At 73.5% G+C, this 24,083-nt stretch carries 22 protein-coding genes; 14 read left to right on the top strand and 8 right to left on the bottom strand.

Annotation, left to right across the window (positions count from 1 at the left end; translation table 11 throughout):
- Positions 1 to 229: 229 nt before the first annotated feature.
- Entirely contained in the window at positions 230 to 580 is a 351-nt protein-coding gene (locus tag ABZ117_RS20120) for an ANTAR domain-containing protein (protein WP_356822535.1), read from the top strand.
- Positions 581 to 672: 92 nt separating this feature from the next.
- Here the strand turns inward: ABZ117_RS20120 and ndgR are convergent, their stop codons facing one another.
- Positions 673 to 1,389: an IclR family transcriptional regulator NdgR gene (ndgR, locus tag ABZ117_RS20115; protein WP_356822533.1), complete on the bottom strand. Its 717-nt coding sequence runs from the start codon at positions 1,387 to 1,389 to the stop codon at positions 673 to 675.
- Positions 1,390 to 1,594: 205 nt separating this feature from the next.
- Here ndgR and leuC point away from each other — a divergent pair, with 205 nt between their 5' ends.
- The 4 genes from leuC (at position 1,595) to ABZ117_RS20095 (ending at position 4,907) form a co-directional block, all read left to right on the top strand.
- The gene (leuC, locus tag ABZ117_RS20110; RefSeq protein ID WP_356822532.1) at positions 1,595 to 3,022 is read left to right on the top strand and encodes a 3-isopropylmalate dehydratase large subunit; all 1,428 of its coding nucleotides are present in this window, start codon (positions 1,595 to 1,597) and stop codon (positions 3,020 to 3,022) included.
- A 2-nt stretch (positions 3,023 to 3,024) separates the two neighbouring features.
- Complete coding sequence (gene leuD, locus ABZ117_RS20105) at positions 3,025 to 3,618, top strand: 3-isopropylmalate dehydratase small subunit (RefSeq protein ID WP_356822530.1); 594 nt, start codon at positions 3,025 to 3,027, stop codon at positions 3,616 to 3,618.
- Positions 3,619 to 3,892: 274 nt separating this feature from the next.
- Positions 3,893 to 4,123 carry a hypothetical protein gene (locus ABZ117_RS20100; protein ID WP_356822528.1) on the top strand — a complete coding sequence of 77 codons (231 nt, stop codon included), beginning with the start codon at positions 3,893 to 3,895 and terminating at the stop codon, positions 4,121 to 4,123.
- A gap of 136 nt (positions 4,124 to 4,259) precedes the next feature.
- Positions 4,260 to 4,907: an HU family DNA-binding protein gene (locus ABZ117_RS20095; protein ID WP_356822526.1), complete on the top strand. Its 648-nt coding sequence runs from the start codon at positions 4,260 to 4,262 to the stop codon at positions 4,905 to 4,907.
- 70 nt (positions 4,908 to 4,977) lie between these two features.
- Here the strand turns inward: ABZ117_RS20095 and ABZ117_RS20090 are convergent, their stop codons facing one another.
- Complete coding sequence (locus ABZ117_RS20090) at positions 4,978 to 5,181, bottom strand: hypothetical protein (RefSeq protein WP_356822525.1); 204 nt, start codon at positions 5,179 to 5,181, stop codon at positions 4,978 to 4,980.
- Between the two features lie 102 nt (positions 5,182 to 5,283).
- Entirely contained in the window at positions 5,284 to 5,922 is a 639-nt protein-coding gene (gene cofC / locus ABZ117_RS20085) for a 2-phospho-L-lactate guanylyltransferase (RefSeq protein WP_356822524.1), read from the bottom strand.
- Between the two features lie 154 nt (positions 5,923 to 6,076).
- Here cofC and ABZ117_RS20080 point away from each other — a divergent pair, with 154 nt between their 5' ends.
- The 3 genes from ABZ117_RS20080 (at position 6,077) to ABZ117_RS20070 (ending at position 9,257) form a co-directional block, all read left to right on the top strand.
- A complete protein-coding gene (locus ABZ117_RS20080; RefSeq protein ID WP_356822522.1) occupies positions 6,077 to 6,967 on the top strand; it encodes a lysophospholipid acyltransferase family protein in 891 nt (296 codons plus the stop codon).
- Entirely contained in the window at positions 6,964 to 7,974 is a 1,011-nt protein-coding gene (locus ABZ117_RS20075) for an NAD(P)H-dependent glycerol-3-phosphate dehydrogenase (RefSeq protein WP_356822520.1), read from the top strand. The genes ABZ117_RS20080 and ABZ117_RS20075 overlap by 4 nt, the downstream gene beginning before the upstream one ends.
- A gap of 125 nt (positions 7,975 to 8,099) precedes the next feature.
- On the top strand, positions 8,100 to 9,257 hold the full coding sequence (locus ABZ117_RS20070; protein ID WP_356822518.1) for a D-alanine--D-alanine ligase family protein: 1,158 nt from the start codon (positions 8,100 to 8,102) through the stop codon (positions 9,255 to 9,257).
- 13 nt (positions 9,258 to 9,270) lie between these two features.
- Here the strand turns inward: ABZ117_RS20070 and ABZ117_RS20065 are convergent, their stop codons facing one another.
- Together ABZ117_RS20065 and ABZ117_RS20060 are read right to left on the bottom strand one after the other, a co-directional pair.
- Positions 9,271 to 9,792 (bottom strand): DUF3515 domain-containing protein, encoded by a 522-nt coding sequence (locus ABZ117_RS20065; RefSeq protein ID WP_356822516.1) that lies wholly within the window; start codon positions 9,790 to 9,792, stop codon positions 9,271 to 9,273.
- Positions 9,793 to 9,812: 20 nt separating this feature from the next.
- Positions 9,813 to 10,046, bottom strand: a complete 234-nt coding sequence (locus ABZ117_RS20060) for an Lrp/AsnC ligand binding domain-containing protein (protein WP_121786712.1) — start codon at positions 10,044 to 10,046, stop codon at positions 9,813 to 9,815.
- 271 nt (positions 10,047 to 10,317) lie between these two features.
- Here ABZ117_RS20060 and ABZ117_RS20055 point away from each other — a divergent pair, with 271 nt between their 5' ends.
- On the top strand, positions 10,318 to 11,283 hold the full coding sequence (locus tag ABZ117_RS20055; RefSeq protein WP_356822514.1) for a thiamine-phosphate kinase: 966 nt from the start codon (positions 10,318 to 10,320) through the stop codon (positions 11,281 to 11,283).
- Positions 11,280 to 12,080, top strand: a complete 801-nt coding sequence (thiD, locus tag ABZ117_RS20050; protein ID WP_356822512.1) for a bifunctional hydroxymethylpyrimidine kinase/phosphomethylpyrimidine kinase — start codon at positions 11,280 to 11,282, stop codon at positions 12,078 to 12,080. The genes ABZ117_RS20055 and thiD overlap by 4 nt, the downstream gene beginning before the upstream one ends.
- 130 nt (positions 12,081 to 12,210) lie before the next feature.
- Here thiD and rpmB read toward each other — a convergent pair whose 3' ends face one another.
- Entirely contained in the window at positions 12,211 to 12,396 is a 186-nt protein-coding gene (rpmB, locus tag ABZ117_RS20045) for a 50S ribosomal protein L28 (RefSeq protein WP_004924906.1), read from the bottom strand.
- Between the two features lie 257 nt (positions 12,397 to 12,653).
- On the opposite strand from rpmB, the gene ABZ117_RS20040 reads away from it, so the two are divergent.
- Positions 12,654 to 14,405 carry a DAK2 domain-containing protein gene (locus ABZ117_RS20040; RefSeq protein ID WP_356822510.1) on the top strand — a complete coding sequence of 584 codons (1,752 nt, stop codon included), beginning with the start codon at positions 12,654 to 12,656 and terminating at the stop codon, positions 14,403 to 14,405.
- A 683-nt stretch (positions 14,406 to 15,088) separates the two neighbouring features.
- Here ABZ117_RS20040 and ABZ117_RS20035 read toward each other — a convergent pair.
- Positions 15,089 to 18,109 (bottom strand): tetratricopeptide repeat protein, encoded by a 3,021-nt coding sequence (locus ABZ117_RS20035; protein WP_356822509.1) that lies wholly within the window; start codon positions 18,107 to 18,109, stop codon positions 15,089 to 15,091.
- On the bottom strand, positions 18,106 to 19,944 hold the full coding sequence (locus ABZ117_RS20030; RefSeq protein ID WP_356822507.1) for an HSP90 family protein: 1,839 nt from the start codon (positions 19,942 to 19,944) through the stop codon (positions 18,106 to 18,108). The genes ABZ117_RS20035 and ABZ117_RS20030 overlap by 4 nt, the downstream gene beginning before the upstream one ends.
- A gap of 198 nt (positions 19,945 to 20,142) precedes the next feature.
- On the opposite strand from ABZ117_RS20030, the gene recG reads away from it, so the two are divergent.
- The 3 genes from recG (at position 20,143) to coaD (ending at position 24,032) form a co-directional block, all read left to right on the top strand.
- Complete coding sequence (recG, locus tag ABZ117_RS20025; RefSeq protein WP_356822505.1) at positions 20,143 to 22,395, top strand: ATP-dependent DNA helicase RecG; 2,253 nt, start codon at positions 20,143 to 20,145, stop codon at positions 22,393 to 22,395.
- Between the two features lie 543 nt (positions 22,396 to 22,938).
- Positions 22,939 to 23,526 carry a 16S rRNA (guanine(966)-N(2))-methyltransferase RsmD gene (gene rsmD / locus ABZ117_RS20020; RefSeq protein ID WP_356822504.1) on the top strand — a complete coding sequence of 196 codons (588 nt, stop codon included), beginning with the start codon at positions 22,939 to 22,941 and terminating at the stop codon, positions 23,524 to 23,526.
- Between the two features lie 26 nt (positions 23,527 to 23,552).
- Positions 23,553 to 24,032 carry a pantetheine-phosphate adenylyltransferase gene (gene coaD / locus ABZ117_RS20015; RefSeq protein ID WP_356822572.1) on the top strand — a complete coding sequence of 160 codons (480 nt, stop codon included), beginning with the start codon at positions 23,553 to 23,555 and terminating at the stop codon, positions 24,030 to 24,032.
- Positions 24,033 to 24,083: the final 51 nt, after the last annotated feature.

The raw sequence follows: 24,083 nt of genomic DNA, 5'->3' as shown, positions 1-24,083 counted from the left end.
CCGCGCCCCGCAGCCGGCTCCCCCGGCTCGTGGCCGAACCGGGGGAGCCTCGCGCTGATGGGCTCCCGGGAACCGACCTCCGCGTGTTCCCACGCTACTCCCCGTCAGGACCGCGAGGCACGGGTGCGGACGACCGGTGTTCGCGGGTAGAAGGGGACTGTCACCCTCACCATTCCCGCCGGCGCGGACGGCGCGGACGGCGCGGAGAACAGCCCAGGATGTGATCACGATGGACTCCCGGCACGACGCCCGGCCCGACCTGGCCGGGGAGCGGCTGACGCCGGAGCCTGTCGACCCCGCGGCCACGATCACCGACCTGGAGCGGGAAAGACTCCAGCTGCAGGAGGCCATCACCTCCCGCGCCCTGATCGACCAGGCGACAGGCGTGGTCATCGCCCTCGGCGGACTGCACCCCGCGCAGGGCTTGGACGTCCTGCGGGACGTCTCCCGGCACACCGACAGGAAGCTGCGTGCGGTCGCCGGCCTCGTCGTCGACCGGATGAGCGGCGGACCGCTGCCCGACGACGTCCGGCAAGCCCTGGACGACGCCCTGGCAAGGGCACGCGCCCAGTCCGGCTGACCGGCGAGGACCAAGGTCCGTCCGCTCCCGTCGGAGAAGGGCCGCCGCGGCGTCGGGGCAGCCCTTTCCCGGCGGGAGCGGACCGGCCGCTCTCAGCCCGAGCGGCGCAGAGCCTCGGAGAGGCGGCCGGCCGCGTCGATGACCGCCTGGGCGTGCATCCGGCCCGGGTGGCGCGTCAGGCGCTCGATGGGCCCGGAGACGGACACGGCCGCCACCACCCGGTTGGACGGCCCGCGTACCGGCGCGGAGACGGACGCGACGCCCGGCTCGCGCTCGCCGATCGACTGGGCCCAGCCCCGCCGCCGTACGCCCGACAGGGCCGTCGCCGTGAAGCGGGCGCCCTGGAGGCCGCGGTGCAGGCGCTCGGGCTCCTCCCAGGCCATCAGGATCTGCGCCGAGGAGCCGGCCTTCATCGTGAGCGTGGAGCCGACCGGGACGGTGTCCCGCAGACCGGACAGACGCTCCGCCGCGGCCACGCAGATCCGCATCTCACCCTGGCGGCGGTAGAGCTGCGCGCTCTCGCCGGTGACGTCGCGGAGGTGGGTGAGCACCGGTCCGGCCGTCGCCAGCAGGCGGTCCTCGCCCGCCGCCGCCGCGAGTTCCGCGAGGCGCGGGCCGAGGATGAACCGGCCCTGCATGTCGCGTGCCACCATGCGGTGGTGTTCCAGGGCCACGGCCAGGCGGTGGGCCGTGGGTCGTGCCAGTCCGGTGGCCCCGACCAGACCCGCGAGGGTGGCCGGACCGGACTCCAGAGCGCTCAGGACGAGGGCCGCCTTGTCCAGAACGCCGACGCCGCTACTGTTGTCCATGCAACGATACTCACGTCTCACTCTGTGAAACGCAAGTTCAATTTTCGGTGGAACGCGCCACCCTGGAATCACACAGCGGCCCGCACATCGACGGGCCCGGCGGTGCACGCCCGGAATCACGACTTCAGGGGCCCGAGAAGGGCAGTCGCCGCTCCTCAAGATCTCTAGTTGGGCCGGTGGACGTTCGCCGGCCGGAGGGAAAGCGATGGGTAGGACACTCGCGGAGAAGGTCTGGGACGACCACGTCGTCCGGCGCGCCGAGGGCGAGCCCGACCTCCTCTACATCGATCTGCACCTGCTGCACGAGGTGACCAGCCCCCAGGCCTTCGACGGGCTCCGCAAGAACGGCCGCCCGGTCCGCCGCCTCGACCTCACCATCGCGACCGAGGACCACAACACCCCGACCCTCGACATCGACAAGCCCATCGCCGACCCGGTCTCCCGCGCCCAGCTGGAGACGCTGCGCAAGAACTGCGCCGAGTTCGGGGTGCGCCTGCACCCGCTGGGCGACATCGAGCAGGGCGTCGTCCACGTCGTCGGTCCGCAGCTGGGCCTGACCCAGCCCGGCACCACCGTGGTCTGCGGTGACTCGCACACCTCCACGCACGGCGCCTTCGGCGCGCTGGCGTTCGGCATCGGCACCTCGCAGGTCGAGCACGTGCTGGCCACCCAGACGCTGCCGCTGGCCCGCCCCAAGACCATGGCCATCACGATCGACGGCGAACTGCCCGAGGGCGTCACCGCCAAGGACCTGATCCTGGCGATCATCGCGCGGATCGGCACCGGCGGCGGCCAGGGCTACATCCTGGAGTACCGCGGCTCCGCCATCGAGAAGCTCTCGATGGAGGCCCGGATGACCATCTGCAACATGTCGATCGAGGCCGGCGCCCGCGCGGGCATGATCGCCCCCGACGAGACGACCTTCGCCTACCTCCAGGGCCGCCCGCACGCCCCCCAGGGCACCGACTGGGACGAGGCCGTCGCCTACTGGAAGACCCTGCGGACGGACGACGACGCGGTCTTCGACGCCGAGGTGGTCATCCGCGCCGACGAGCTGTCGCCGTTCGTCACCTGGGGCACCAACCCCGGCCAGGGCGCGCCGCTTTCGGCGGACGTCCCCGACCCGGCTTCGTACGAAGACGCTTCGGAGCGCGTCGCCGCCGAAAAGGCCCTGGAGTACATGGGGTTGGCGGCCGGACAGCCGCTGCGGACCATCACCGTGGACACCGTCTTCGTAGGTTCCTGCACCAACGGCCGCATCGAGGACCTGCGCGCCGCCGCGGACATCCTGCGGGACCGCAAAGTCGCCGACGGCGTACGGATGCTGGTCGTGCCGGGCTCCGCGCGCGTGGGTCTCCAGGCCGTCTCCGAGGGGCTGGACGTCGTCTTCAAGGAGGCCGGCGCCGAGTGGCGGCACGCGGGCTGCTCGATGTGCCTCGGCATGAACCCCGACCAGCTGGCCCCGGGCGAGCGCTCCGCCTCCACCTCCAACCGCAACTTCGAGGGACGGCAGGGCAAGGGCGGCCGTACCCACCTGGTGTCGCCGCAGGTCGCGGCGGCCACCGCCGTCCTGGGCCACCTGGCCTCCCCGGCCGACCTGACCGACGACCGTACGCCCGCTGGAGTCCGATAACCATGGAAGCCTTCACCACCCACACCGGCCGGGCCGTGCCGCTGCGCCGCAGCAACGTCGACACCGACCAGATCATCCCCGCCCACTGGCTCAAGAAGGTCACCCGGGACGGCTTCGAGGACGGGCTGTTCGAGGCCTGGCGCAAGGACCCGGAGTTCATCCTCAACCGCCCCGAGCGGCGGGGCGCCACGGTCCTGGTCGCCGGCCCCGACTTCGGCACCGGCTCCTCCCGTGAGCACGCCGTCTGGGCGCTCCAGAACTACGGCTTCAAGGCCGTGATCTCCTCCCGTTTCGCGGACATCTTCCGGGGCAACTCGCTGAAGAACGGCCTGCTCACGGTGGTCCTGGACCAGAAGACCGTGGACGCGCTGTCGGATCTGACCGAGGCCGACCCCACGGTCGAGGTCACGGTGGACCTCGAGGCCCGTGAGGTGCGCGCCCCGGGCATCACCGCCCCCTTCGAGCTGGACGAGAACTCCCGCTGGCGCCTGCTGAACGGCCTGGACGACATCTCGATCACGCTCCGGGACGAGCCCGACATCGCCGCCTACGAGGCCGGGCGGCCCGCCCACAAGCCGCGGACGCTCCCGGTCTGATCCGGCGCCGCCCGGGCCCCCGAGCGGGTCGGGTTTCGGCCACCCCAACACCCCGCCTGTACCCCCGATCGCCACGATTGGGGGTACAGCCATGTCTGCACCCGAACGGCCCCGCGCATCCCCCCTGGTACGCCCAACTTCCCGCGTTAAGAGGGCTGTTGCTCGGGTAGGTGAGTGCTGTGTTCGCGTCGTCCGCAAGTGCCTGGAAGGCCATTTGAGGCGGCAGTTGCCCCCTGCGCAGGCGACAACTCGCCCCAGATGGCACAATCTGTGCATGGGACACGACGGCCAACTCCAGCTCTATGCGGCGGTCGCGAACCAACTCAAAGAAGCGCACTCGAAGGTGCGCGCACTGCAAGTCCCGGAGGGCGTACGGATGGCGCTGACCCGGAAGCTGCTGGTCATTACGGCCGCGGCCAAGCACGATCTCGCCGACGCGGCAAGGCGGCTCGATCGGTTCACGGAGGACCTCGACGCGGGTCGGATCCCCGGAGAGGACCGCTGAACCGTCCGGGACGGCCGAGTCCGTTGCGGCACAAGGGTGATAAGCCCGTTTCGTGTTTGATTTGCGGTATATATCTGCCTAACGTGCGAAAAAGCTTGAACACTTTCGTTCTGGCGATGTCTCCGAAGGGGAAGACGTGAACAAGGCGCAGCTCGTAGAAGCGATTGCCGACAAGTTGGGCGGCCGCCAGCAGGCCGCCGACGCCGTCGATCATGTCCTGGACGCCATCGTCCGCGCGGTCGTCGCGGGCGAGCGGGTCTCGGTCACCGGCTTCGGCTCCTTCGAGAAGGTGGACCGCCCGGCCCGCTACGCCCGGAACCCGCAGACGGGCGAGCGGGTTCGGGTCAAGAAGACCTCCGTGCCGCGCTTCCGCGCCGGTCAGGGCTTCAAGGACCTGGTGAGCGGCTCGAAGAAGCTTCCCCGGGGCGGCGAGGTGGCCGTCAAGAAGGCACCCAAGGGCAGCCTGTCCGGCCCGCCGCCCACCATCGCCAAGGCCGTCGGCAAGAAGGCCGCCGCCAAGAAGACCGCGGGTGCGGCGAAGAAGACCACGGGCGCCGCCAAGAAGACGACGGGCGCGAAGAAGACCACGGCCACCGCCAAGAAGGCCCCGGCGAAGCAGGCGCCCGCCAAGAAGACCACGGGCGCCGCCAAGACCACCGCCAAGAAGGCCACGGCGAAGAGCGCTCCGGCGAAGAAGGTCACCGCCAAGAAGGCCCCGGCCAAGAAGTCGACGGCCCGCAAGACCACCGCGAAGAAGGCCACCGCCCGCAAGACGACGTCGTAAGGCCGCCAGGGCGGCACACGCCGGGCCGGACTCCCCGAGGGAGTCCGGCCCGCGGCGTGTACAGGGGCAGTTACAGGGTGTGAAGAGTCACGAGGGTGATCCGCGCGGCGTCGCCCTCGCCCTCCGTCTCGATCCGCACCCGCTGCCCGGGCCGCAGCAGCCGCAGCCCGCCCCGGTCGAACGCCGCCGCCCCGAAGGGCACGGGCGTGCCGTCGTCGAGCAGCACCTGTCCGCTGCGGGTGCCGGGGTCGTACGTGTACGCGGTCGCCTGCATGACGGCCAGCGTAGTGCCTTCGGCGGCGCACCGCCGGGGCGCCGGCCGGCCGCGCGCCCGTCGTGGCCGCGCACGCGGTTTCCCGCGCCCTCCCGGGATTTGTCAGCACTCCGGGATCAGCAGCCCCGCGGACACGGCCGCCGTATACCGGCCCACCCCCAGCGCCAGTGCCGCCCGCAGATCCGCGCCGGTGTCCACGTCCTGCCGTACCGAATCGACTCCCGTCAGCACGAGTTCCGTCGCGCCCGACGCCCGGTGCCGGGAACGGGAATCGACACCGAACGCAGGCCGCAATTCCAGGCCCGGCGCGGCGGCGAGCAGTGTCGTGCCCAGCGCCGCCGCATCCGCGAGAAAAGCGCGCGGGAATTCCGCGGCCGACTCCAGTACCCGCGACAGTTCCGGCGGACGCAACGCCGGCAGATCGGCGTTCAGGGCCGCGACGGCGGCGCCGGGAAGCCTTTCCCGTACGACGGCCGTGCCGTGCGCCAGGGCGGCGTTGAGGCCGCCGCCCGGAGCGTCCGGGACGATCCGCGCCCCCAGTGCCGCCAGCTCCCGGCCGGCCAGCCCGTCGTCCGTGACGACCACCACATCCACGACCGCCGCGCAGGCCAGCGCCGCGGCCACCGTGTCCTGCGCGAACGCCAGGGCCAGGCCCGGACGGACGCCGTCGTCAGCGGTGTCCGCGAGCCTGCTCTTGGCCCGCGTGAGGGGCTTCAGGGGGATGACCAAGGTCCACTGCACCGGCGTACCGTCCCTCTCTTGTCGCGCTCATTGTCACCCGGGGGCCTCGGGCCGCCCGCGTGTCGGGGCGTACGGTGTTCTCGACAGACCGGCGGCCCGGGGCCAGACTTGTGCGGCCCCCGCCGGGGTGGCAGCCCTAGAGGAAGGTGTCCTTGTGCCCCGCCGCAGAATCGGCTTCTGGTACCGCTTCGCCGCGGTGCTCTGCAAACCGCCGCTGGTGGTTCTGATCAAGCGGGAGTGGCGTGGAATGGAGCACATTCCGGCCGAGGGCGGCTTTATCACCGTGGTCAACCACAATTCCCACGTGGACCCCTTCGCGTACGCGCACTATCAGTACAACACCGGGCGGGTTCCGCGTTTCCTGGCGAAGAGCGGGCTTTTCCGGAAGGGATTCGTCGGCGCCGCCATGCGCGGCACCGGGCAGATCCCCGTCTACCGCGAGAGCACGGACGCGCTCAGCGCCTTCCGGGCCGCGATCGCCGCCGTCGAACGCGGTGAGTGCGTCGCCTTCTACCCCGAGGGCACCCTCACCCGCGACCCCGACGGCTGGCCCATGACCGGCAAGACCGGAGCCGCCCGCGTGGCCCTCGAGACCAAGTGCCCGGTCATCCCGGTCGCCCAGTGGGGCGCCAACGAACTGCTCCCGCCGTACGCCAGGAAGCCGAACCTCTTCCCGCGCAAGACCCACCACGTCCTGGCGGGCCCGGCCGTCGACCTGTCCCGTTTCTACGACAGGGAGATGACCCCGGACGTGCTGAAGGAGGCCACCGAGGTCATCATGGCGGCCATCACCCGGCAGCTGGAGCAGATCCGCGGCGAGAAGGCGCCCGAGACGCCGTACGACCCGCGCCGTGAACGGATCGAGCAGCGCCGCCGCACCCAGGCACAGGTCCAGGCGCGGGCCCAGGCGCAGGGGCAGACCCAGGCGCGGGCGCAGGCGCAGACGCAGGAGCGGATCCAGGCGCAGACGCAGGGGCAGACCCGGACACGGGCGCAGGCCCAGACGCAGACGCAGGGCAAGCAAGCGGAAGGGCGGAGCACGTGAGCAAGCCTGTGCGGGCGGCCGTGATGGGCACCGGTTCGTGGGGGACCGCCTTCGGCATGGTCCTCGCCGACGCCGGCTGCGAGGTGACCCTGTGGGCCCGCCGCCCGGAGCTGGCCGAGGCGGTCAACTCCACGCGGACCAACCCCGACTACCTGCCCGGAGTGGAACTCCCGGAGAACCTGCGCGCCACCGGCGACGCGGCCCGGGCCCTCGGGGACGCGGACTTCACCGTCCTCGCCGTCCCCTCCCAGACCCTGCGCGCCAACCTCGCCGAGTGGACCCCGCTGCTCGCGCCGGACACCGTCCTCGTCTCCCTGATGAAGGGCGTCGAACTCGGCTCCACCATGCGGATGAGCGAGGTCGTCGAGGACGTCGCCAAGGTCGGCACCGACCGGATCGCGGTCGTCACCGGGCCCAACCTGGCCCGCGAGATCGCCGCCCGGATGCCCGCTCTCGCCGTCGTGGCCTGCACCGACGAGCAGGTCGCCCAGCGGCTCCAGGCCGCCTGCCACACCCCGTACTTCCGGCCGTACACCAACACCGACGTGGTCGGCTGCGAACTCGCCGGCGCCGTCAAGAACGTCATCGGGCTCGCGGTCGGGATCGCCGACGGCATGGGACTCGGCGACAACGCCAAGGGCTCGCTCATCACGCGCGGCCTCGCCGAGACCACCCGGCTGGGCCTCGCCATGGGCGCCGACCCGCTGACGTTCGCCGGACTCGCGGGCCTGGGCGACCTGGTGGCCACCTGCTCCTCCCCGCTGTCCCGCAACCACACCTTCGGCACCAACCTCGGCAAGGGCATGACCCTCCAGGAGACCATCGCGGTCACCCGGCAGACCGCCGAGGGCGTCAAGTCCTGCGAGTCCGTGCTGGATCTGGCCCACCGGCACGACGTCGACATGCCCATCACCGAGACGGTCGTCAGCATCGTGCACGAGGGCAAGCCGCCGGTCGTCGCCCTCAAGGAGCTGATGGCCCGCAGCGCCAAGCCCGAACGGCGCTGAACCGCCCCCCATCCGGTCCCTGACGATCTCCCGCGCGACGCTGCGCGACCGTCCGTGCGACGCTGAGCGACGGCCCGGAGGCGGGCGCTGACGTTGCCGCCGCCTCCGGGTACTCTCAACCCGATATGAGCACCGAGAACCTTCCCCAGAGCCCTGAGCAGCCGTCGCGCAAGCCGCGGGTGGCGGTCGTGTTCGGCGGGCGCAGTTCCGAACACGGAATCTCCGTGGTCACCGCCGGCGCCGTCCTCAAGGCCATCGACCGGACGAAGTACGACGTCCTGCCGATCGGCATCACCTCGGACGGCCGTTGGGCCCTGACGGCCGACGAGCCGGAGCGGATGGCCATCACCGACCGCCGCACGCCCACCGTGGACGAACTGGCGGAGTCGCACGAGGGCGGCGTGGTGCTCCCCGTCGACCCGGCGAACCGCGAGGTCGTCTACAGCGAGCCGGGCTCCGTGCCCAAGGCGCTCGGCGAGGTCGACGTGGTCTTCCCGGTGCTCCACGGCCCCTACGGCGAGGACGGCACCCTTCAGGGGCTGCTGGAACTGTCCGGGGTGCCGTACGTGGGAGCGGGCGTGCTCGCCTCGGCCGTCGGCCAGGACAAGGAGTACATGAAGCGGGTGTTCACCTCCTTCGGGCTCGCGGTGGGCCCGTACGTGGTGATCCGGCCCCGCGAGTGGGCGCGGGACGAGTCCGCCGCCCGCAAGAAGATCGTCGACTTCGCCGGTGAGCACGGCTGGCCGCTGTTCGTGAAGCCCGCGCGCGCGGGTTCGTCCATCGGCATCACCAAGGTCGACGACCTGTCCGGCCTGGACGAGGCCATCGCCGAGGCACAGGCGCACGATCCGAAGATCCTGGTCGAGGCCGGTTTGCGCGGGCGCGAGATCGAGTGCGGCGTCCTGGAGTTCGAGGACGGCCCGCGGGCCTCCGTCCCGGCCGAGATCCCGCCGCCGGACGCGCACGCGTACTACGACTTCGAGGCGAAGTACATCGACTCCACGCCCGGCATCGTCCCGGCCCCGCTCACCGCGGAGCAGACCGCCGAGGTGCGCCGGCTGGCGGTCGAGGCGTTCGAGGCGGCCTCCTGCGAGGGCCTGGTGCGCGCGGACTTCTTCCTCACCGAGGACGGCGAGTTCGTGATCAACGAGATCAACACCATGCCCGGCTTCACGCCGATCTCGATGTACCCGAAGATGTGGGAGGCCACGGGCGTGAGCTACCCCGAGCTGATCGACCGGCTGGTGGGGGCCGCGCTGCGCCGCCCGACCGGTCTGCGCTGATCCCCGGGCCGGCTCAGCCCCGCATGGAGGCGAGCCCCTCCGGGATCGCCTTCTTCACCGCCGGCGCCAGATCCATGAGGACCTGTGCGCTGTCGTCGGGCCCGGACCACTTCTTCGGCAGCGTCACCTGCACGTAGGCACGGCGCTCGGACGTGGTGAACCGCCAGGTGCCGTCGCTCTCCTTCTCCATCAGCCAGTCGACGCCGTTGACCCCGCCGCCCATCGCGTCGGGGTCGTCGCCCAGCGCCACCTTCGGGTCGATCATCTTCGGCGGCCGGACGATGCCGCAGCGCAGTATGATCGCCGGGCTTCCCCAGCCCGCCGTGTAGACGGACCGGGGCTCGGGGTCGGCGCGGGTCTGCCCGTTCACCTTCCGGGGCAGCACCCGGTCCAGGTCCCGGCACACCGGGGCGGTCTTCGCGTCGGGGGTGGGAACCGCGACCGTGGTGCTGTCGTCCGCCGGGGTACAGGCCGCGGCCGCGAGCAGCAGGGCGGGCGCGAGCAGGGCGAGAGGCCGGTGACGGAAGATGTTCACCGGCCAAGCGTAGACGGGGGCTAGAGATGCACGACCGGACAGGTCAGGGTGCGCGTGATGCCGTCCACCTGCTGGATCTTCGCGACCACCATGCGTCCGAGGTCGTCGACCGTCTCGGACCGGGCGCGCACGATGACGTCGTACGGTCCTGTCACGTCCTCGGCCTGGATCACTCCGGGGATCTTGCTGATCGTCTCGGCGACGGTCGACGCCTTGCCGACCTCCGTCTGGATCAGGATGTACGCCTGTACCACGGAACCTCCAGAGCGGCCACGAGGATCATGTGGGGAAAAGGAACGCCACGGTACCGCGTCGCCGCTCCCCGCGGGGAGATGCGCGGGAACCGGGCTTGCGCGCCAGGGTGCAGGCCCGACGGACGTTGACGGTCACCCGGACCGCGGAGCGACGCTCACCACGGCCGTTCCCGGCGGCCGTGCCGACCGCGGCGGCGGTCACCTCGACCGTATCGGGGACACTGAAGACGCGCGACCGGGCACGGCAAGGGAGAGAAGGGGAGCAAGGGACATGAAGGGCACTGTTGGTGAGCTCGGGGAGTTCGGGCTCATCAGGGAGCTCACCTCCCGTCTCACCACCACCCCGGCGGTCCGGGTCGGCCCCGGCGACGACGCCGCGGTGGTCGCCGCACCGGACCGCCGGGTCGTGGCGAGCACCGACATCCTGCTGGAGGGGCGGCACTTCCGCCGCGACTGGTCCACGGCCTACGACGTCGGCCGCAAGGCCGCCGCGCAGAACCTCGCGGACATCGCCGCGATGGGCGCCGTACCGACCGCGCTGCTCCTCGGCCTGGTCGTCCCGGCCGAACTGCCGGTCGCCTGGCCCAGCGAGCTGATGGACGGCCTGCGCGACGAGTGCCAGGTCGCCGGCGCCGCCGTGGTCGGCGGGGACGTCGTACGCGGCGACACGATCACGGTGGCGATCACCGCGCTCGGCGATCTGCGCAACCATGAGCCGGTCACCCGCGCGGGTGCCCAGCCCGGCGACCTCGTGGCCGTCACGGGCTGGCTGGGCTGGTCCGCGGCCGGCTACGCGGTGCTCTCCCGGGGCTTCCGCTCGCCCCGCGCCTTCGTGGAGGCCCACCGGCGTCCCGAGCCGCCGTACCACGCGGGCCCGGCCGCCGCCGGGCTCGGCGCCACCGCGATGTGCGACGTCAGCGACGGCCTGATCGCCGACCTCGGGCACATCGCCGAGGCCAGCAAGGTCCGGATCGACATCCGTTCCGGCGCCATCGACATCCCGACGCAGATGAACGACATCGGGCAGGCCGTCGGCGTCGACCCGCTCCAGTGGGTGCTCAGCGGGGGAGAGGATCACGCGATCGTGGCGACCTTCCCTGCGGACACCAAGCTTCCGGCCCGCTGGACGGTCATCGGCGAGGTCCTCAACCCCTCCGCGCTGCCCCAGGTGACCGTCGACGGGGCCCCCTGGACCAGCAAGGGCGGCTGGGACCACTTCGGGGACATCGAGTCATGATCCCCCGCGTGCTGACGGTGGCGGGGTCGGACTCCGGCGGGGGCGCGGGCATCCAGGCCGACCTGAAGACGATGCTGGCGCTCGGCGTGCACGGGATGAGCGTGCTCACCGCGGTGACCGCGCAGAACTCCCTGGGCGTGCAGGGGGTCTGGGAGCTGCCCGTGGCGGCGGTACGGGCCCAGTACCGCAGTGTCGTGGACGACATCGGCGTCCAGGCCGTCAAGACCGGCATGCTGTCCTCGGCCGAACTGGTCGAGGAGGTCGCCGAGTTGATCGCCGGTACGGACGCTCCGGCCGTGGTGGACCCGGTCGGCGTCTCCAAGCACGGCGACCCGCTGCTGGCCGCGTCCGCACTGGACGCCGTGCGGACGAAGCTGCTGCCGGCGGCGACCGTGGCCACCCCGAACCTGGACGAGGTGACGCAGCTCACCGGGGTGCGGGTCGGGTCGGAGGCCGACCTGCGGCGGGCCGCGGCGGCCGTGCTGGAGTACGGGCCGCGGTGGGTGCTGATCAAGGGCGGGCACCTGGCGGACACGGACCAGGCCGTGGACCTGCTGACCGACGGCCGTGCCGAACACCTGCTGCGGGCACCGCGCCACGACAACCGGCACACCCACGGCACCGGCTGCACCCTCGCCTCCGCGATCGCGTGCGGCCTGGCGAAGGGGCGGTCCGTGCCGGAGGCGGTCACGGCGGCCAAGGAGTACGTCACCGGGGCGATCGCCGCCGGGTTCTCCCTGGGCGCCGGGATCGGGCCCGTGGACCACGGGTGGGCGCTGGGGCGGGACACTCCCTGAGACCGGGCGGACGGCGCCGTCCCCGGCGGGCGGCGGCGTCACCCCGCGGGTACGGCAAAAAGCCGGCCCACCCGGAGGTGGACCGGCTCAGTGCACGAACCAGGCAGTGGCCGCGCGCTCAGCTGTAGCGTCAGCGCGAGACCTTGCCGGCCTTGATGCACGAGGTGCAAGCGTTCACGCGCTTCGGCGTCCCGCCGACCACGGTACGCACACGCTGGATGTTGGGGTTCCAGCGACGGGGCGTACGGCGGTGCGAATGCGAGATGTTGTTGCCGAAGCCCGGGCCCTTGCCGCAGACGTCGCAGTTGGCAGCCACGGGTCACTCCAAAGACTTCAGATGCACTTACGGTTGATCCCGGCATGCCGGGATCGAGATCGTACGACCTGTGATCTGAGTGGCGCTGCCAGGGGGAATGGCCCGATCGGATCGGGCAACCGGAGCAGCATACAACGACTGCGTCCGTACAGCGAAACTACCATGACAGCTCGGGCCCCCGCTCCCGGCCTCCCGCCGGAGGCCACCGCCGCGGGGTCTACGCTGCGTCCACGTCCAGCCAGCTCAGGGAGGCGCAGGTGGCGCAGGTGCCGCAGACGTTCTTCGATGCTCTCGCGGTGCGCACCTGGTGCGGTCTGGCGCTGCGCGCGCTCGGGCAGGCCCGCGAGGAGATCGACGCGATCAACGTCTACCCGGTGGCCGACGGCGACACCGGGACCAACCTGTATCTGACACTCGAGTCGGCGGCGACGGCCGTGGAGGCCGTGTTCACCGGGTACGCGACCGGCTCCGGGGACCCCTCACTGGCCGACGCCGTCCACGCCATGGCCCACGGGGCGCTCATCGGGGCCCGCGGCAACTCCGGGACGATCCTCGCGCAGCTGCTGCGGGGCATGGCACAGGTGCTCGCCGGGAACGGGCACGCGTCCCGCGGCGACGGTGCCGAACTGCGGCTCGCCCTGCGCCGGGCCGCCGACTCCGCCCGGCAGGCCGTGGCCCACCCCGTGGAGGGCACGGTGCTGACGGTCGCCTCGGCCGCCGCCGACGCCGCGGAGGGGGCCGAGGGCGACTGCGGGAGCGTCGCGCGCGCCGCCTACCAGGGTGCGCGGGCGGCCCTGGCGGCCACTCCGGGCCAGCTGGCCGTCCTGGAGCGGGCCGGCGTGGTCGACGCGGGCGGCCGGGGCCTCGTGGCCGTGCTGGGAGCCCTGGTGGAGGCGTGCACCGGGGAGCCGGTACGAGAAACCCCCAGGCAGCCCGAGGCCACCACCCACGCGCGCGCGGAGGTCGTTCCCGGCGCGGGCCCGTGCCCGGAAGGGGCGGAATCCGGTGCCCACGCGTGCGTGGACGGTGTTCCCGGTGCCGGGCGGTGCGCCGACGGGGGCGAAGGGGGCGGGCCCGAGCCGGTGTCCGGGCCCGCGTTCGAGGTGATCTATCTGCTGGAGGCCGGCGACGCGGCCGTGGCCCGGCTGCGCGCCCGGCTCGACACCCTCGGGGACTCCCTGGTCGTGGTCGGCGGCGACGGGCTGTGGAACGTCCATGTGCACGTGGACGACGCGGGCGCCGCCGTGGAGGCCGGCGTGGAGGCCGGGCGGCCCCACCGGATCCGGATCACCCACTTCGGGGCCGCCGACGTGCGCACCGGCCGCGGGCGCCCGCCGCGTGAGCCCGCCCAGCGGGCCGTCGTCGCCGTCGTACCGGGCGAGGGACTGGCCGGGCTGTACGCCGAGGCCGGCGCGACCACCGTCCTCGCGCGCCCCGGGGAGCCGCCCGCCAGCGGCGAGCTGGTGCAGGCGGTACGCCGGGCCCACGCGCGCGAGGTCGTGCTGCTGCCCAACGACGCCGAGCTGCGCCACACCGCCGCCGCGGCGGCCGAGCAGGCCCGCGCCGAGGGCATCCGGGTCGCCCTGATCCCGACCCGCTCGGCGGTCCAGGGCATCGCCGCGCTCGCGGTGCACGAGCCGGAGCGCCGCTTCGACGAGGACGTGGTCCAGATGACCTCCGCCGCGGGCGCCACCCGGTACGCGGAGGTCGTCGTCGCCGAGCACCGGTCGTGGACGACGGCCGGCATCTGCCAGGCCGGCGACGTGCTGGGCCTGATCGACGGCGACGTGGCGGTGATCGGCGACGACGTCACGGCCACCGCCGGGACCGTCCTGGACCGCATGCTCCAGGCCGGCGGCGAACTGGTCACCCTGGTCGTCGGCGAGGAGGCGTCCGAGACGGTCGCCGCCCACCTGGAGGCCCGGGTACGGGACTCCTACCTGGCCGTGGACACGGTGGTGTACCGGGGCGGCCGACAGGGCGCACTGCTGCTCATCGGCGTGGAATGAGGCCCCCCGCGACGGGCTCCTCGCGTGGCTCGACACCACGGCCCGTCCGGGTGCGCACGTCGGCGGCTTGCTCCCCCGGCGTGGGTGACGCACCCCCGCTGCCCGGCCGTTGCCCCCGTCGGCTCCTCGACTCCGCGGCCGCTTTCGCTCGGGGCTGACTCGCCCCGGCTGCCCGGCTGGGGGCGTCCGGTGGGCTCCTTGCCGCCGTCGCGCCGGACGACGCACCCCCGCGGTGCGCTTCTTGCTCCTCCGGCGTGGGTGACGCAATCCCGCTGTCCGGCCGTTGCCCCCGTCGGCTCCGCGGCCGCTTTCGCTCGGGGCTGACTCGGCCCGGCTGCCCGGCTGCCCTGCGGGGGGCGTCCGGTGGGCTCCTTGCCGCCGTCGCGCCGGACGACGCACCCCCGCGGTGCGCTTCTTGCTCCTCCGGCGTGGAGTGGCTCAGGCCTGTGGGACCGGTGGTGTCCCCGTCGGCTCCTCGGCCCCTTCGCGCGGGGTGGCTCGGCCCCGTGGTGCGGCCGGTGTGCCTGTCGGCTCCTCGGTTCCTTTCGTCCGGGGGGTGGCTCGGCCCCGCTGCCCTGCGGGGGGCGTCAGCTGGGCTCCTTGCCGCCGTCGCGCCGGACGACGCACCCCCGCGGTGCGGCCGGTGCGCACGTCGGCTGGTTGCTCCTGCGGTGTGGAGTGGCTCAGGTCCGCAGGGCGGGTGGTGGGTCCGGTGGCTCCTCGCCGCCCTCGTCCCGGGCCGCCTCCAGCATCTGTGCCGCCTCCGTCCGCCGGGCCCGGACGGTCTCGTCGGTGTCGTCGGCGCCCTCGTACGCCGCGAGCACGGCACGCGCGTGTGCCGCCGCCCGCGCCGGACGGTTCAGGTCCGCCTCCAGCCAGCCGGCGCCCAATTCCGCGCCGGTACGGCTGTGCAGCCCCGCCGCGCCGAGCGCGCCGAACACCACCGCGGCCCGGGTCATCTGCTCCAGCGCCGCCTCGAAAGCGGCCCGGATCGCCGGATCCTCGGCCTCCTCGGACGCCGAGCGGGCCAGCAGCTCCGCGAACTGCCGGTGGGTCCCGCCGAGTTCGTCGGTCAGCTCCACCCGGTCCGCCGGGGCCGCCGCCGCCAGTGCCGCCTCGCACTCCCGCACCGCCTGCGCCATCAGCGCGCGGGCGTCCCGCGCACCAAACTCGCCGCGCAGCGCCAGCCAGGCGCGGGCCCGCAGCGCGCGGACCAGGAACGGCGCGTTGCCGAGCGCCCGCCACAGGTCGCCCGCGCGCACGTAGGCCCGGTCCGCCTCGTCCGCCAGGCCGGCGGCGCCGAGGGACTCGGCGGCGAGGTGGGCGAGCGTGGCGTGGTCCTGCTGCTCGGGCCAGTGCCGGGCGATGTCGGCGGCCTTGAGCCGGTGTTCCGCCGCGGCCCGGTGTTCGCCCAGCTCGCCCAGGCAGTCCCCGAGCCACCACCGGGTCTGGACGACCGCCCCGTCGCCGTGCGTCTCGGCACGCAGGTCGGCCAGCGCGGACTCCAGCACCTCGGCGGCCTCCGCGTACCGGGCCTCGCGCAGCAGGAAGCCGCCCAGCTGCTGCCGCGCCCAGGCGCCCAGCGTGCCGCTCTCGCCGGCCTCGTCGGCCCAGTGCGCGGCCTCCAGCGCGTGCTCGGCCGCCTCACCGGCCGCGTCCCGGCCGCCGAGGACCTCGGCGAGCTGGAGGTGCAGCTGAGCCCGGCCGACCGGCTCCAGGTACGGTCCGCCGTGCTCCAGGGCTGCCCGCAGCGCCCGTTCGGTCTCGTCCAGGTCACCGGCATGGTGGGCCAGCGCGGCGACCTGCGCCTCGTACTCCACCGCGAACCACGGGAGCCCGGCGGCCACGTACGCGCCGGAGGCCCGCCGGAACAGCTCCGCCGCCCGCCCGGCGTCCCCGCGGAGCCCGGCCAGTTCGGCGAGCATCGCCCGCGCCTCCGCGGCCCGCGCGGCCGGCCGCACGTCGTCACCGCCGTGCCCCTCGACGAGCGCCAGGACCTCCCCTACGGCCGCCTCGGCGTCCGCGACGGCGTCCTCGCCGGTGCCCGCACCGACACCTCCGGCGCTCTCGTGCACCCGCCGCATCAGGATCCGCGCCCGGCTCATCACCACCGACGCGGTCTGCCGTACGCCGGTGCCCTCGTCGGCGTACAGCGCGAGCACCTCGTCGTACAGGCCCGTGACGGTGTCCAGGGCCGCGTCCACCTCGCCCGCCAGCGCGCGGACGTACGCCCCGCGCGCGCGTGCCGCCAGCGCCTCGCCGGGGTCGCCCGCCTCGGCGTACAGCTCCGCCGCCCGCTCGAACAGGGCGATGCCCTCCGCCCCGAGGGCCATCGCCTCGTGGTCGGCGATCTCCGCGCGGTCGCGCGGTTCCAGCGCGGCGCCGTCCCGCGCGGCCCGTGCCACCGCCGCCCACGCCTCGAGCGCGTGCGGCCGCAGGGTGTCCGACAGCCGCCGCGCCTCGGCGAGCAGGGCGGGCAGCCCGGGCGCCGTGGCCTCCTCGGCGGTCTGCCCGCCGGTCCGCTCGGCCGTCTCCCGCGTGGTCCCTCCGGGGAGCGGGGGAGGGGCGGTCACCGGCGCCGTCGCGGGCCGCGCCGCCCGAACCCCCAGCGGCAGCCGCTCCACCAGCGGACGCTGCGCCATCCGCGCGCGGATCCGGTCGCCGACGCACGAGGTGCCGTTGCGCCGGTCGAACCGGCCGGCCAGCTCCGTCGCCTCCACGCGCGCGTGCCCGGCGAGTTCCCGCGCGGTCCAGGTCCGCCCGGCCGGCCCCGGCACCTGCCGCTCACCGAGACCCAGCCCGGTCAGCCGGTCCATCAGCAGGGTCACCACGGCCAGGAAGTCCAGCCGGCTGCGCGGCTGCCCGGTGTCCGTGAAGTACGCCGGCCGCTCGGCCAGCAGCTCCAGAGCGCGGGCCTCGTTGCCGGTCAGCGCGCAGAACTCCACATGGTCGGCGTACGCGCCGCGCATGCTCTCCATGGGCCGCACCAGCCGGAAGCCGCGCAGATGGTGCGCCCGGGCCTCCTCGACGCGGCCGAGACGCAGCAGCGGGCCCAGCGAGGCGGCGAGCACGGTGTGCGGCTCGTGCGCACAGGAGAACTCGCCGTCCAGCACCGGCCGCCACAGCTCCAGCGCCCGCGCGTCCCGGCCGCACCGCACCTGCCAGGCGCCCTGCGCCCCCAGCTCGCAGGCGTGGCAGTCGGCCATCCCGTCCCGGTCGGCGGCCAGCCACGCGGCGTAAGCCCGCTCCGCGCGCGCGAGGTCCCCGACGTGCGCGGCCACACTGAACTCGGCGCTGCGCACGGCCCGTTCGGAGTGCCCGGCGAGCCGGTAGCGGTGCTCCATCTCGCCGAGCCACTTCTCGACCGAGGCGAGCGGGATGTGCGGCTGGTCCAGCATGCCCGCCGACATCCACTTGAAGAACCAGTGCAGCGAGTGCGTCTCGTCCTCGTCGAAGTCCCCGGGCCGTTCGTCCCACATGCGCAGCAGCCGCGCGAACGGGACGAACATCCGGTCCTTCTCGGAGCTGTAGTTGTAGACCCTCAGCAGGTGCCCGAGCGCCTCGATGACGGCGAGCGGGACGTCCAGCCGCTCGGCCTCGGCGAGCAGCTCCTCCGCGCGCGCGTTGCGGGCCGGGCCCTCCGGCTGCCCGGAGTTCTCCGCCAGCTCCCGGCGCAGCGCGTCGAGGTCCGTGACACCGCTCATCGTCCGTCACCCTCTCCATGGGTCGCCCACGCGAGCAGCCCGATGAACGCCCGGTTCAGCAGCGCCGAGTCCGCCGGCCGCAGCGGACGCTGCGCCATCAGCAGCGCCTGCCCGTACAGCGACTCGGTCGCGGTGCCGATCAGCTCCCGGTCCCTGAGCGCGGCGATCCGCCGGACCAGCGGGTTGAGATGGTTGAGCACCAGACGCGCGCGCGGGGCGCTGCCGCGCAGCGAGCCCAGGATGCCCGCCCACAGGTCGTCGGCCCGGTCCTCGGCCGCCGCGCGGGCCTGCTCGTGCCGGGCGTCCCGGTCGTCCAGGTGCAGCGCGGGCACGGACAGCGGATGGAACGACCGGAGGACGACGTCGCAGCCCAGCGGATCCAGCGTGGCCCGCGCGGCGGCCAGGAACCCGGACAGCGCCAGCTCCTCACCCGGGTCGACCGCGTCCAGGTGCGCGGTCACGGTCTCCGCGTCCAGTTCGGCGACCACCGCCCCCGGCAGCACCTGCGGCAGCGCCTGCACCAGCTCGCCGTCGTACGTGTAGCCGCCGTTGACGACCCCGATGCCCTGCGCCGAGGCGATCGGCGCGACCTGCCGGAACTCCTCCACCGTCCGGGTGAAGTGCACCACCGGGTGCCGGCGCGCGAACTCCGCCAGGGACAGCTGCCCGTCGGTCGTCTCGAACGGCAGCCACGGCAGCATCGTGCGCAGCATGTCCCGGTCGTGCCGGGCCAGGGACTTCACGCCCAGGTGGTGCACGGCCAGGAACGCCGCCAGCCGCTCCGGATCACCGGCGGCGAGCCCGGTCAGCCAGGACCGGATCCGCTCGCCGAGCGCGTCCTGTACGGCGGCGAGAGTCTCGTCCTCGTACAGCGACTCGCGCGAGGCGGTGGGCCGCAGACTGTCGGTGTCCAGCACACAGCGCACGAAGAACGCCCAGTCCGGCAGCAGCTGTTCGGCCCGCTCGGTGAGCAGCATGCCCTTCAGGTGCACGCGGTGCGTCGCCCGCTGGGCCGGGCTGACCGCCGACGGCAGCACGTACGCCACCCCGCGGATCCCGGCCAGCGGCACGTCCAGGTCGATCGAGTCCAGCGGGGTGAAACCGAACAGTTCGCGGCAGTGCCGGGCCAGCGCCGCCCGCCGGCCGGCGGGACCGGGATACGCGCGGTCCCAGGGCGCGGGCAGCTCCGTGACCGGCTCGTCGCCGACCCGGACGTCGTACGGCAGCAGCGCGCCGAAGTGCCGGGCCAGGGCGAGGACCCGCTCGGGCGCCAGCCACTCGGCCGCCCCGGCCCGCGCCGTCAGGTACACGGTCGTGCCCGGCTCGGGCCGCTCGGCCCCGGGCAGGGTGCGCACGGTGTAGGAGCCGTCGTCGCTCGCCGTCCACTCCACCGGCGGCGCCTGCGGCGTGCGGGCGCTGCGGCTGACCACCCGGATCCGTTCGGCGACCACGAAGCAGGCCAGCAGGCCGATGCCGAACTGGCCGAGGAACTCCGACCGCGCCTCCTGGAGGCCCTCGGCCCGCTTGGAGCTGCGGCCGATGGTCGCCAGCAGGCTGTGCACGTCCGACTCGGTGAGCCCGACGCCGCTGTCCTCCACCCGCAGCGTGCCGTCCGCCGCGTACAGCCGGACCCGCGCCGGGGCGTCCGGTTCCGCGGCCCGCCGGGCGGTGACGGCGTCCACGGCGTTCTGGAGCAGCTCGCGCAGATAGACCTTCGGGCCGGAGTACAGGTGATGGGAGAGCAGGTCCACCAGGCCACGCAGGTCGACCTGGAAGGTGTGAGGTGGGTGGGGCGGCTGGGATGCCTGGGAGGGCTGCGAGGTCTGGGAGTCCATCGTCACTGCGCCGGAGGGGGAGTGCGTGCGGCGCGGGGTCGGGCGGTCCCGGAGGGGTCGGTGACCGCGAAGGATGGCCGGAGCGGGCCATCCTAGAGCCGAACAGCCCACCTGACCAGGGGTTTCCCGGACGAGTACGACGTGTCGGGAGGAATCCCCGGGGCAGCGGCTACGGCATTGTCAGTGCCGTGGTGTGCAATGGATCTCGTGCCCGCACTGGAAGAACCACTGAAGCAGCCCCTGAAGTCAGTGCTCGGCCCCGCCACCGCGAAGGTGATGGCCGAGCACCTCGGCCTGCACACCGTCGGCGACCTCCTCCACCACTACCCGCGCAGGTACGAGGAGCGCGGTCAGCTCACGCACCTCGCCGACCTCCCCATGGACGAGCACGTCACGGTGGTCGCCCAGGTCGCCGACGCCCGCCTGCACACCTTCGCCTCCGCCAGGGCGCCCCGCGGCAAGGGCCAGCGCCTGGAGGTCACGATCACCGACGGCAGCGGCCGGCTCCAGCTGGTCTTCTTCGGCAACGGCGTCCACAAGCCCCACAAGGAACTGCTGCCGGGCACCCGCGCGCTGTTCGCCGGCAAGGTCTCCGTCTTCAACCGCCGCCTCCAGCTCGCCCACCCGGCCTACGAACTGCTCCGGGGCGACGGCGAGGAAGGCGAGGAAGCGGTCGAGACCTGGGCCGGCGCCCTCATCCCGCTGTATCCGGCCACCGCCAAACTGGAGTCCTGGAAGATCGGCAAGGCGGTGCAGACGGTCCTGCCCAGCGCCCAGGAGGCCCTCGACCCCCTCCCGGACGCCCTGCGCGCCGGCCGCGGTCTGCTGCCGCTGCCCGAGGCCCTGCTCAAGATCCACCGCCCGCACACCAGGGCCGACATCGCCGACGCCCGCGCCCGCCTGAAGTGGGACGAGGCCTTCGTCCTCCAGGTCGCCCTGGCCCGCCGCCGCCACGCCGACAGCCAGCTCGCCGCCGTGCCCCGCGTCCCCCGGCCGGACGGCATCCTCGCCGCCTTCGACGACCGCCTGCCCTTCACCCTCACCGAGGGCCAGCTGAAGGTCTCCCAGGAGATCTTCGCCGACCTCGCCACCGACCACCCGATGCACCGGCTCCTGCAAGGCGAGGTCGGCAGCGGCAAGACGATGGTCGCCCTGCGCGCCATGCTCGCCGTGGTCGACGCGGGCGGCCAGGCGGCCCTGCTCGCGCCCACCGAGGTCCTCGCCCAGCAGCACCACCGCTCGATCACCGAGATGATGGGCGAGCTGGCCGAGGGCGGCATGCTGGGCGGCTCCGACCGGGCCACCAAGGTGGTCGTGCTCACCGGCTCCATGGGCACGGCGGCCCGCCGCCGGGCCCTGCTCGACCTGGCCACCGGTGAGGCCGGCATCGTCATCGGCACGCACGCCCTCATCGAGGACCGGGTCCAGTTCCACGACCTCGGCCTGGTCGTGGTGGACGAACAGCACCGCTTCGGCGTGGAACAGCGCGACGCCCTGCGCGGCAAGGGCAAGCAGCCCCCGCACCTCCTCGTCATGACGGCCACCCCCATCCCGCGCACGGTCGCCATGACGGTCTTCGGCGACCTGGAGACCTCGGTCCTCGACCAGCTCCCGGCCGGCCGCTCCCCGATCGCCACGCATGTCGTGCCCGCCGCCGACAAGCCCCACTTCCTGTCCCGCGCCTGGGAACGCGTCCGCGAGGAGGTGGCGGGCGGCCACCAGGCCTACGTCGTCTGCCCCCGCATCGGCGACGACGAGGAGGCGGCCGGCGCCAAGAAGGGCGGCGGGAAGAAACCCCCCGAGGCCCCCGAGGCCCGCGAGAACGAGGCCGACAAGCGCCCGCCGCTCGCCGTCCTGGACGTGGCCGCCGAGCTGGCCCGCGGCCCCCTCCAGGGCCTGGCCGTGGAGGTCCTGCACGGCCGCATGCACCCGGACGACAAGGATGCCGTGATGCGCCGCTTCGCCGCCGGCGAGACGGACGTCCTGGTCGCCACCACCGTCATCGAGGTCGGCGTCAACGTCCCCAACGCCACGGCCATGGTGATCATGGACGCCGACCGCTTCGGCGTCTCCCAGCTGCACCAGCTGCGCGGCCGGGTCGGCCGCGGCTCCGCGCCCGGCCTGTGCCTCCTGGTCACCGAGATGCCCGAGGCCGCCGCCGCCCGCCAGCGCCTCGACGCGGTCGCGTCCACCCTCGACGGCTTCGAGCTCTCCCGCATCGACCTCGAACAGCGCCGGGAGGGCGACGTCCTCGGCCAGGCCCAGTCCGGCGCCCGCTCCAGCCTCCGGGTCCTGGCGGTCATCGAGGACGAGGAGGTCATCGCCGAGGCACGGCAGGAGGCCACGGCACTCGTGGCGGCCGACCCCGGCCTCGAACGCCTGCCGGGCCTCCGGACAGCCCTGGACGCCCTCCTGGACGAGGAGCGGGAACAGTACCTGGAAAAGGGCTAGCCGTACGGGCCCGCGACGCCGCCGTACCGGTGCCGTAGCCGTGCCGATTCGTGGCGGCGCCGTACCGGTACGGGCTCGCGACGGTGTGCCGCGCCCGTACCGGCTGGCGACGCCGCCCGTACCGGTGCCGGCCCGCGACGGCGCAGTACGGTTACCGGCCCGTGGCAGTGCCGTACCCGTACCAACCCGCGTCGGCGCCGCGCCCGTACCGCCCGCGACGGTGCCGTACCCGTGCCGATTCGTGGCGGCGCAGTACCGGTGCCGGTTCGCGACGGTGTGCCGCGCCCGTACCGGCTCGCACCGCCGCCGTACCGGTGCCGGCCCGCGACGACGCCGTACCGTGCCGACTCGTGGCGTTGCTGCCGTACCGGTGCCGGCCCGCGACGGCGCAGTACCCGTACCCCCGCGCTGCCGCCCCGTCGGACCGGCTCGCGCCGCCGCCGCACGCGTGCCAACCCGTGGTGGCGCCGGTGGCGGTCGGCGGGTGTTCGCGGGGCCTGCCAGACTGATCCCGAAAGCCGCCGACGACGAAGGACTCCCGACATGACCCGCGTGATCGCCGGCGCGGCCGGCGGCCGTCGCCTCTCGGTGCCGCCCGGCACCGGAACCCGGCCGACCTCGGACCGCGCGCGCGAGGGCCTCTTCTCCACCTGGCAGTCCCTCCTCGGCGGCCCCCTGGACGGCGAACGCGTCCTCGACCTCTACGCCGGCTCGGGCGCCGTGGGCCTGGAGGCCCTCTCCCGGGGCGCGAGCCACACCCTCCTGGTCGAGGCGGACGCCCGCGCCGCGAGAACGGTCCGCGAGAACGTGCGGAGCCTGGGACTCCCCGGCGCCGAGGTGCGTACGGGCAAGGCCGAACAGGTCATCCGGACCGCGCCCCCCGCCGAGCCGTACGACCTGGTCTTCCTCGACCCCCCGTACGCCGTCACGGACGACGATCTTCGCGAGATCCTGCTCACACTCCGCTCGGAGGGCTGGCTCACCGCCGAAGCCCTCGTCACCGTGGAGCGCAGCACCAGAGGCGGCGAATTCCACTGGCCGGACGGCTTCGAGGCGCTCCGGTCCCGTCGCTACGGCGAGGGAACGTTTTGGTACGGTCGCGCCGCCTCTACGTGCGAAGACGCACGATGACCGGACCGGAGAGCGAGGGATCACAAGTGCGCCGCGCCGTCTGTCCCGGGTCGTTCGACCCGATCACCAACGGACACCTCGACATCATCGCCCGAGCCTCCCGTCTCTACGACGAGGTCTACGTCGCGGTGATGATCAACAAGTCCAAGAAGGGCCTGTTCGAGATCGAGGAGCGGATCGAGCTGATCCGCCAGGTCACCTCCGAGTACGCCAACGTCCGTGTGGAGGCCTTCCACGGCCTCCTCGTCGACTTCTGCAAGCAGCGCGACATCCCCGCCATCGTCAAGGGCCTGCGCGCCGTCAGCGACTTCGACTACGAACTCCAGATGGCGCAGATGAACATCGGCCTCACCGGCGTCGAAACGCTGTTCGTGCCCACCAACCCCACCTACAGCTTCCTCTCCTCCTCCCTCGTCAAGGAGGTCGCGGCCTGGGGCGGCGACGTCTCCCACCTGGTGCCGCCCCCGGTCCTGGCGGCCCTGAACGAGCGCCTCGCCAAGGGCTGATGGGACTACAGTCTTCCCGTCCGTCTCCAACCCGGCTGTAGAGAGTGGCGA

It is taken from the genome of Streptomyces sp. NPDC006309 (genome assembly GCF_040613095.1).
Taxonomy (GTDB): domain Bacteria; phylum Actinomycetota; class Actinomycetes; order Streptomycetales; family Streptomycetaceae; genus Streptomyces.
The sequence above is the reverse complement of the archived record's forward strand: the minus strand, read 5'-3'. Positions and strand labels throughout refer to the sequence as shown.

Excerpts from the sequence above, each read along its gene's own strand:
- leuD (WP_356822530.1), top strand. The coding sequence starts at position 3,025 with ATGGAAGCCTTCACCACCCACACCGGCCGGGCCGTGCCGCTGCGCCGC.
- ABZ117_RS20030 (WP_356822507.1), bottom strand. The coding sequence starts at position 19,944 with ATGGACTCCCAGACCTCGCAGCCCTCCCAGGCATCCCAGCCGCCCCAC.
- ABZ117_RS20100 (WP_356822528.1), top strand. The coding sequence starts at position 3,893 with ATGGGACACGACGGCCAACTCCAGCTCTATGCGGCGGTCGCGAACCAA.
- leuC (WP_356822532.1), top strand. The coding sequence starts at position 1,595 with ATGGGTAGGACACTCGCGGAGAAGGTCTGGGACGACCACGTCGTCCGG.
- ABZ117_RS20035 (WP_356822509.1), bottom strand. The coding sequence starts at position 18,109 with ATGAGCGGTGTCACGGACCTCGACGCGCTGCGCCGGGAGCTGGCGGAG.
- ABZ117_RS20055 (WP_356822514.1), top strand. The coding sequence starts at position 10,318 with ATGAAGGGCACTGTTGGTGAGCTCGGGGAGTTCGGGCTCATCAGGGAG.
- ABZ117_RS20090 (WP_356822525.1), bottom strand. The coding sequence starts at position 5,181 with ATGCAGGCGACCGCGTACACGTACGACCCCGGCACCCGCAGCGGACAG.
- recG (WP_356822505.1), top strand. The coding sequence starts at position 20,143 with ATGGATCTCGTGCCCGCACTGGAAGAACCACTGAAGCAGCCCCTGAAG.
- ndgR (WP_356822533.1), bottom strand. The coding sequence starts at position 1,389 with ATGGACAACAGTAGCGGCGTCGGCGTTCTGGACAAGGCGGCCCTCGTC.
- rsmD (WP_356822504.1), top strand. The coding sequence starts at position 22,939 with ATGACCCGCGTGATCGCCGGCGCGGCCGGCGGCCGTCGCCTCTCGGTG.
- ABZ117_RS20070 (WP_356822518.1), top strand. The coding sequence starts at position 8,100 with ATGAGCACCGAGAACCTTCCCCAGAGCCCTGAGCAGCCGTCGCGCAAG.
- thiD (WP_356822512.1), top strand. The coding sequence starts at position 11,280 with ATGATCCCCCGCGTGCTGACGGTGGCGGGGTCGGACTCCGGCGGGGGC.
- ABZ117_RS20120 (WP_356822535.1), top strand. The coding sequence starts at position 230 with ATGGACTCCCGGCACGACGCCCGGCCCGACCTGGCCGGGGAGCGGCTG.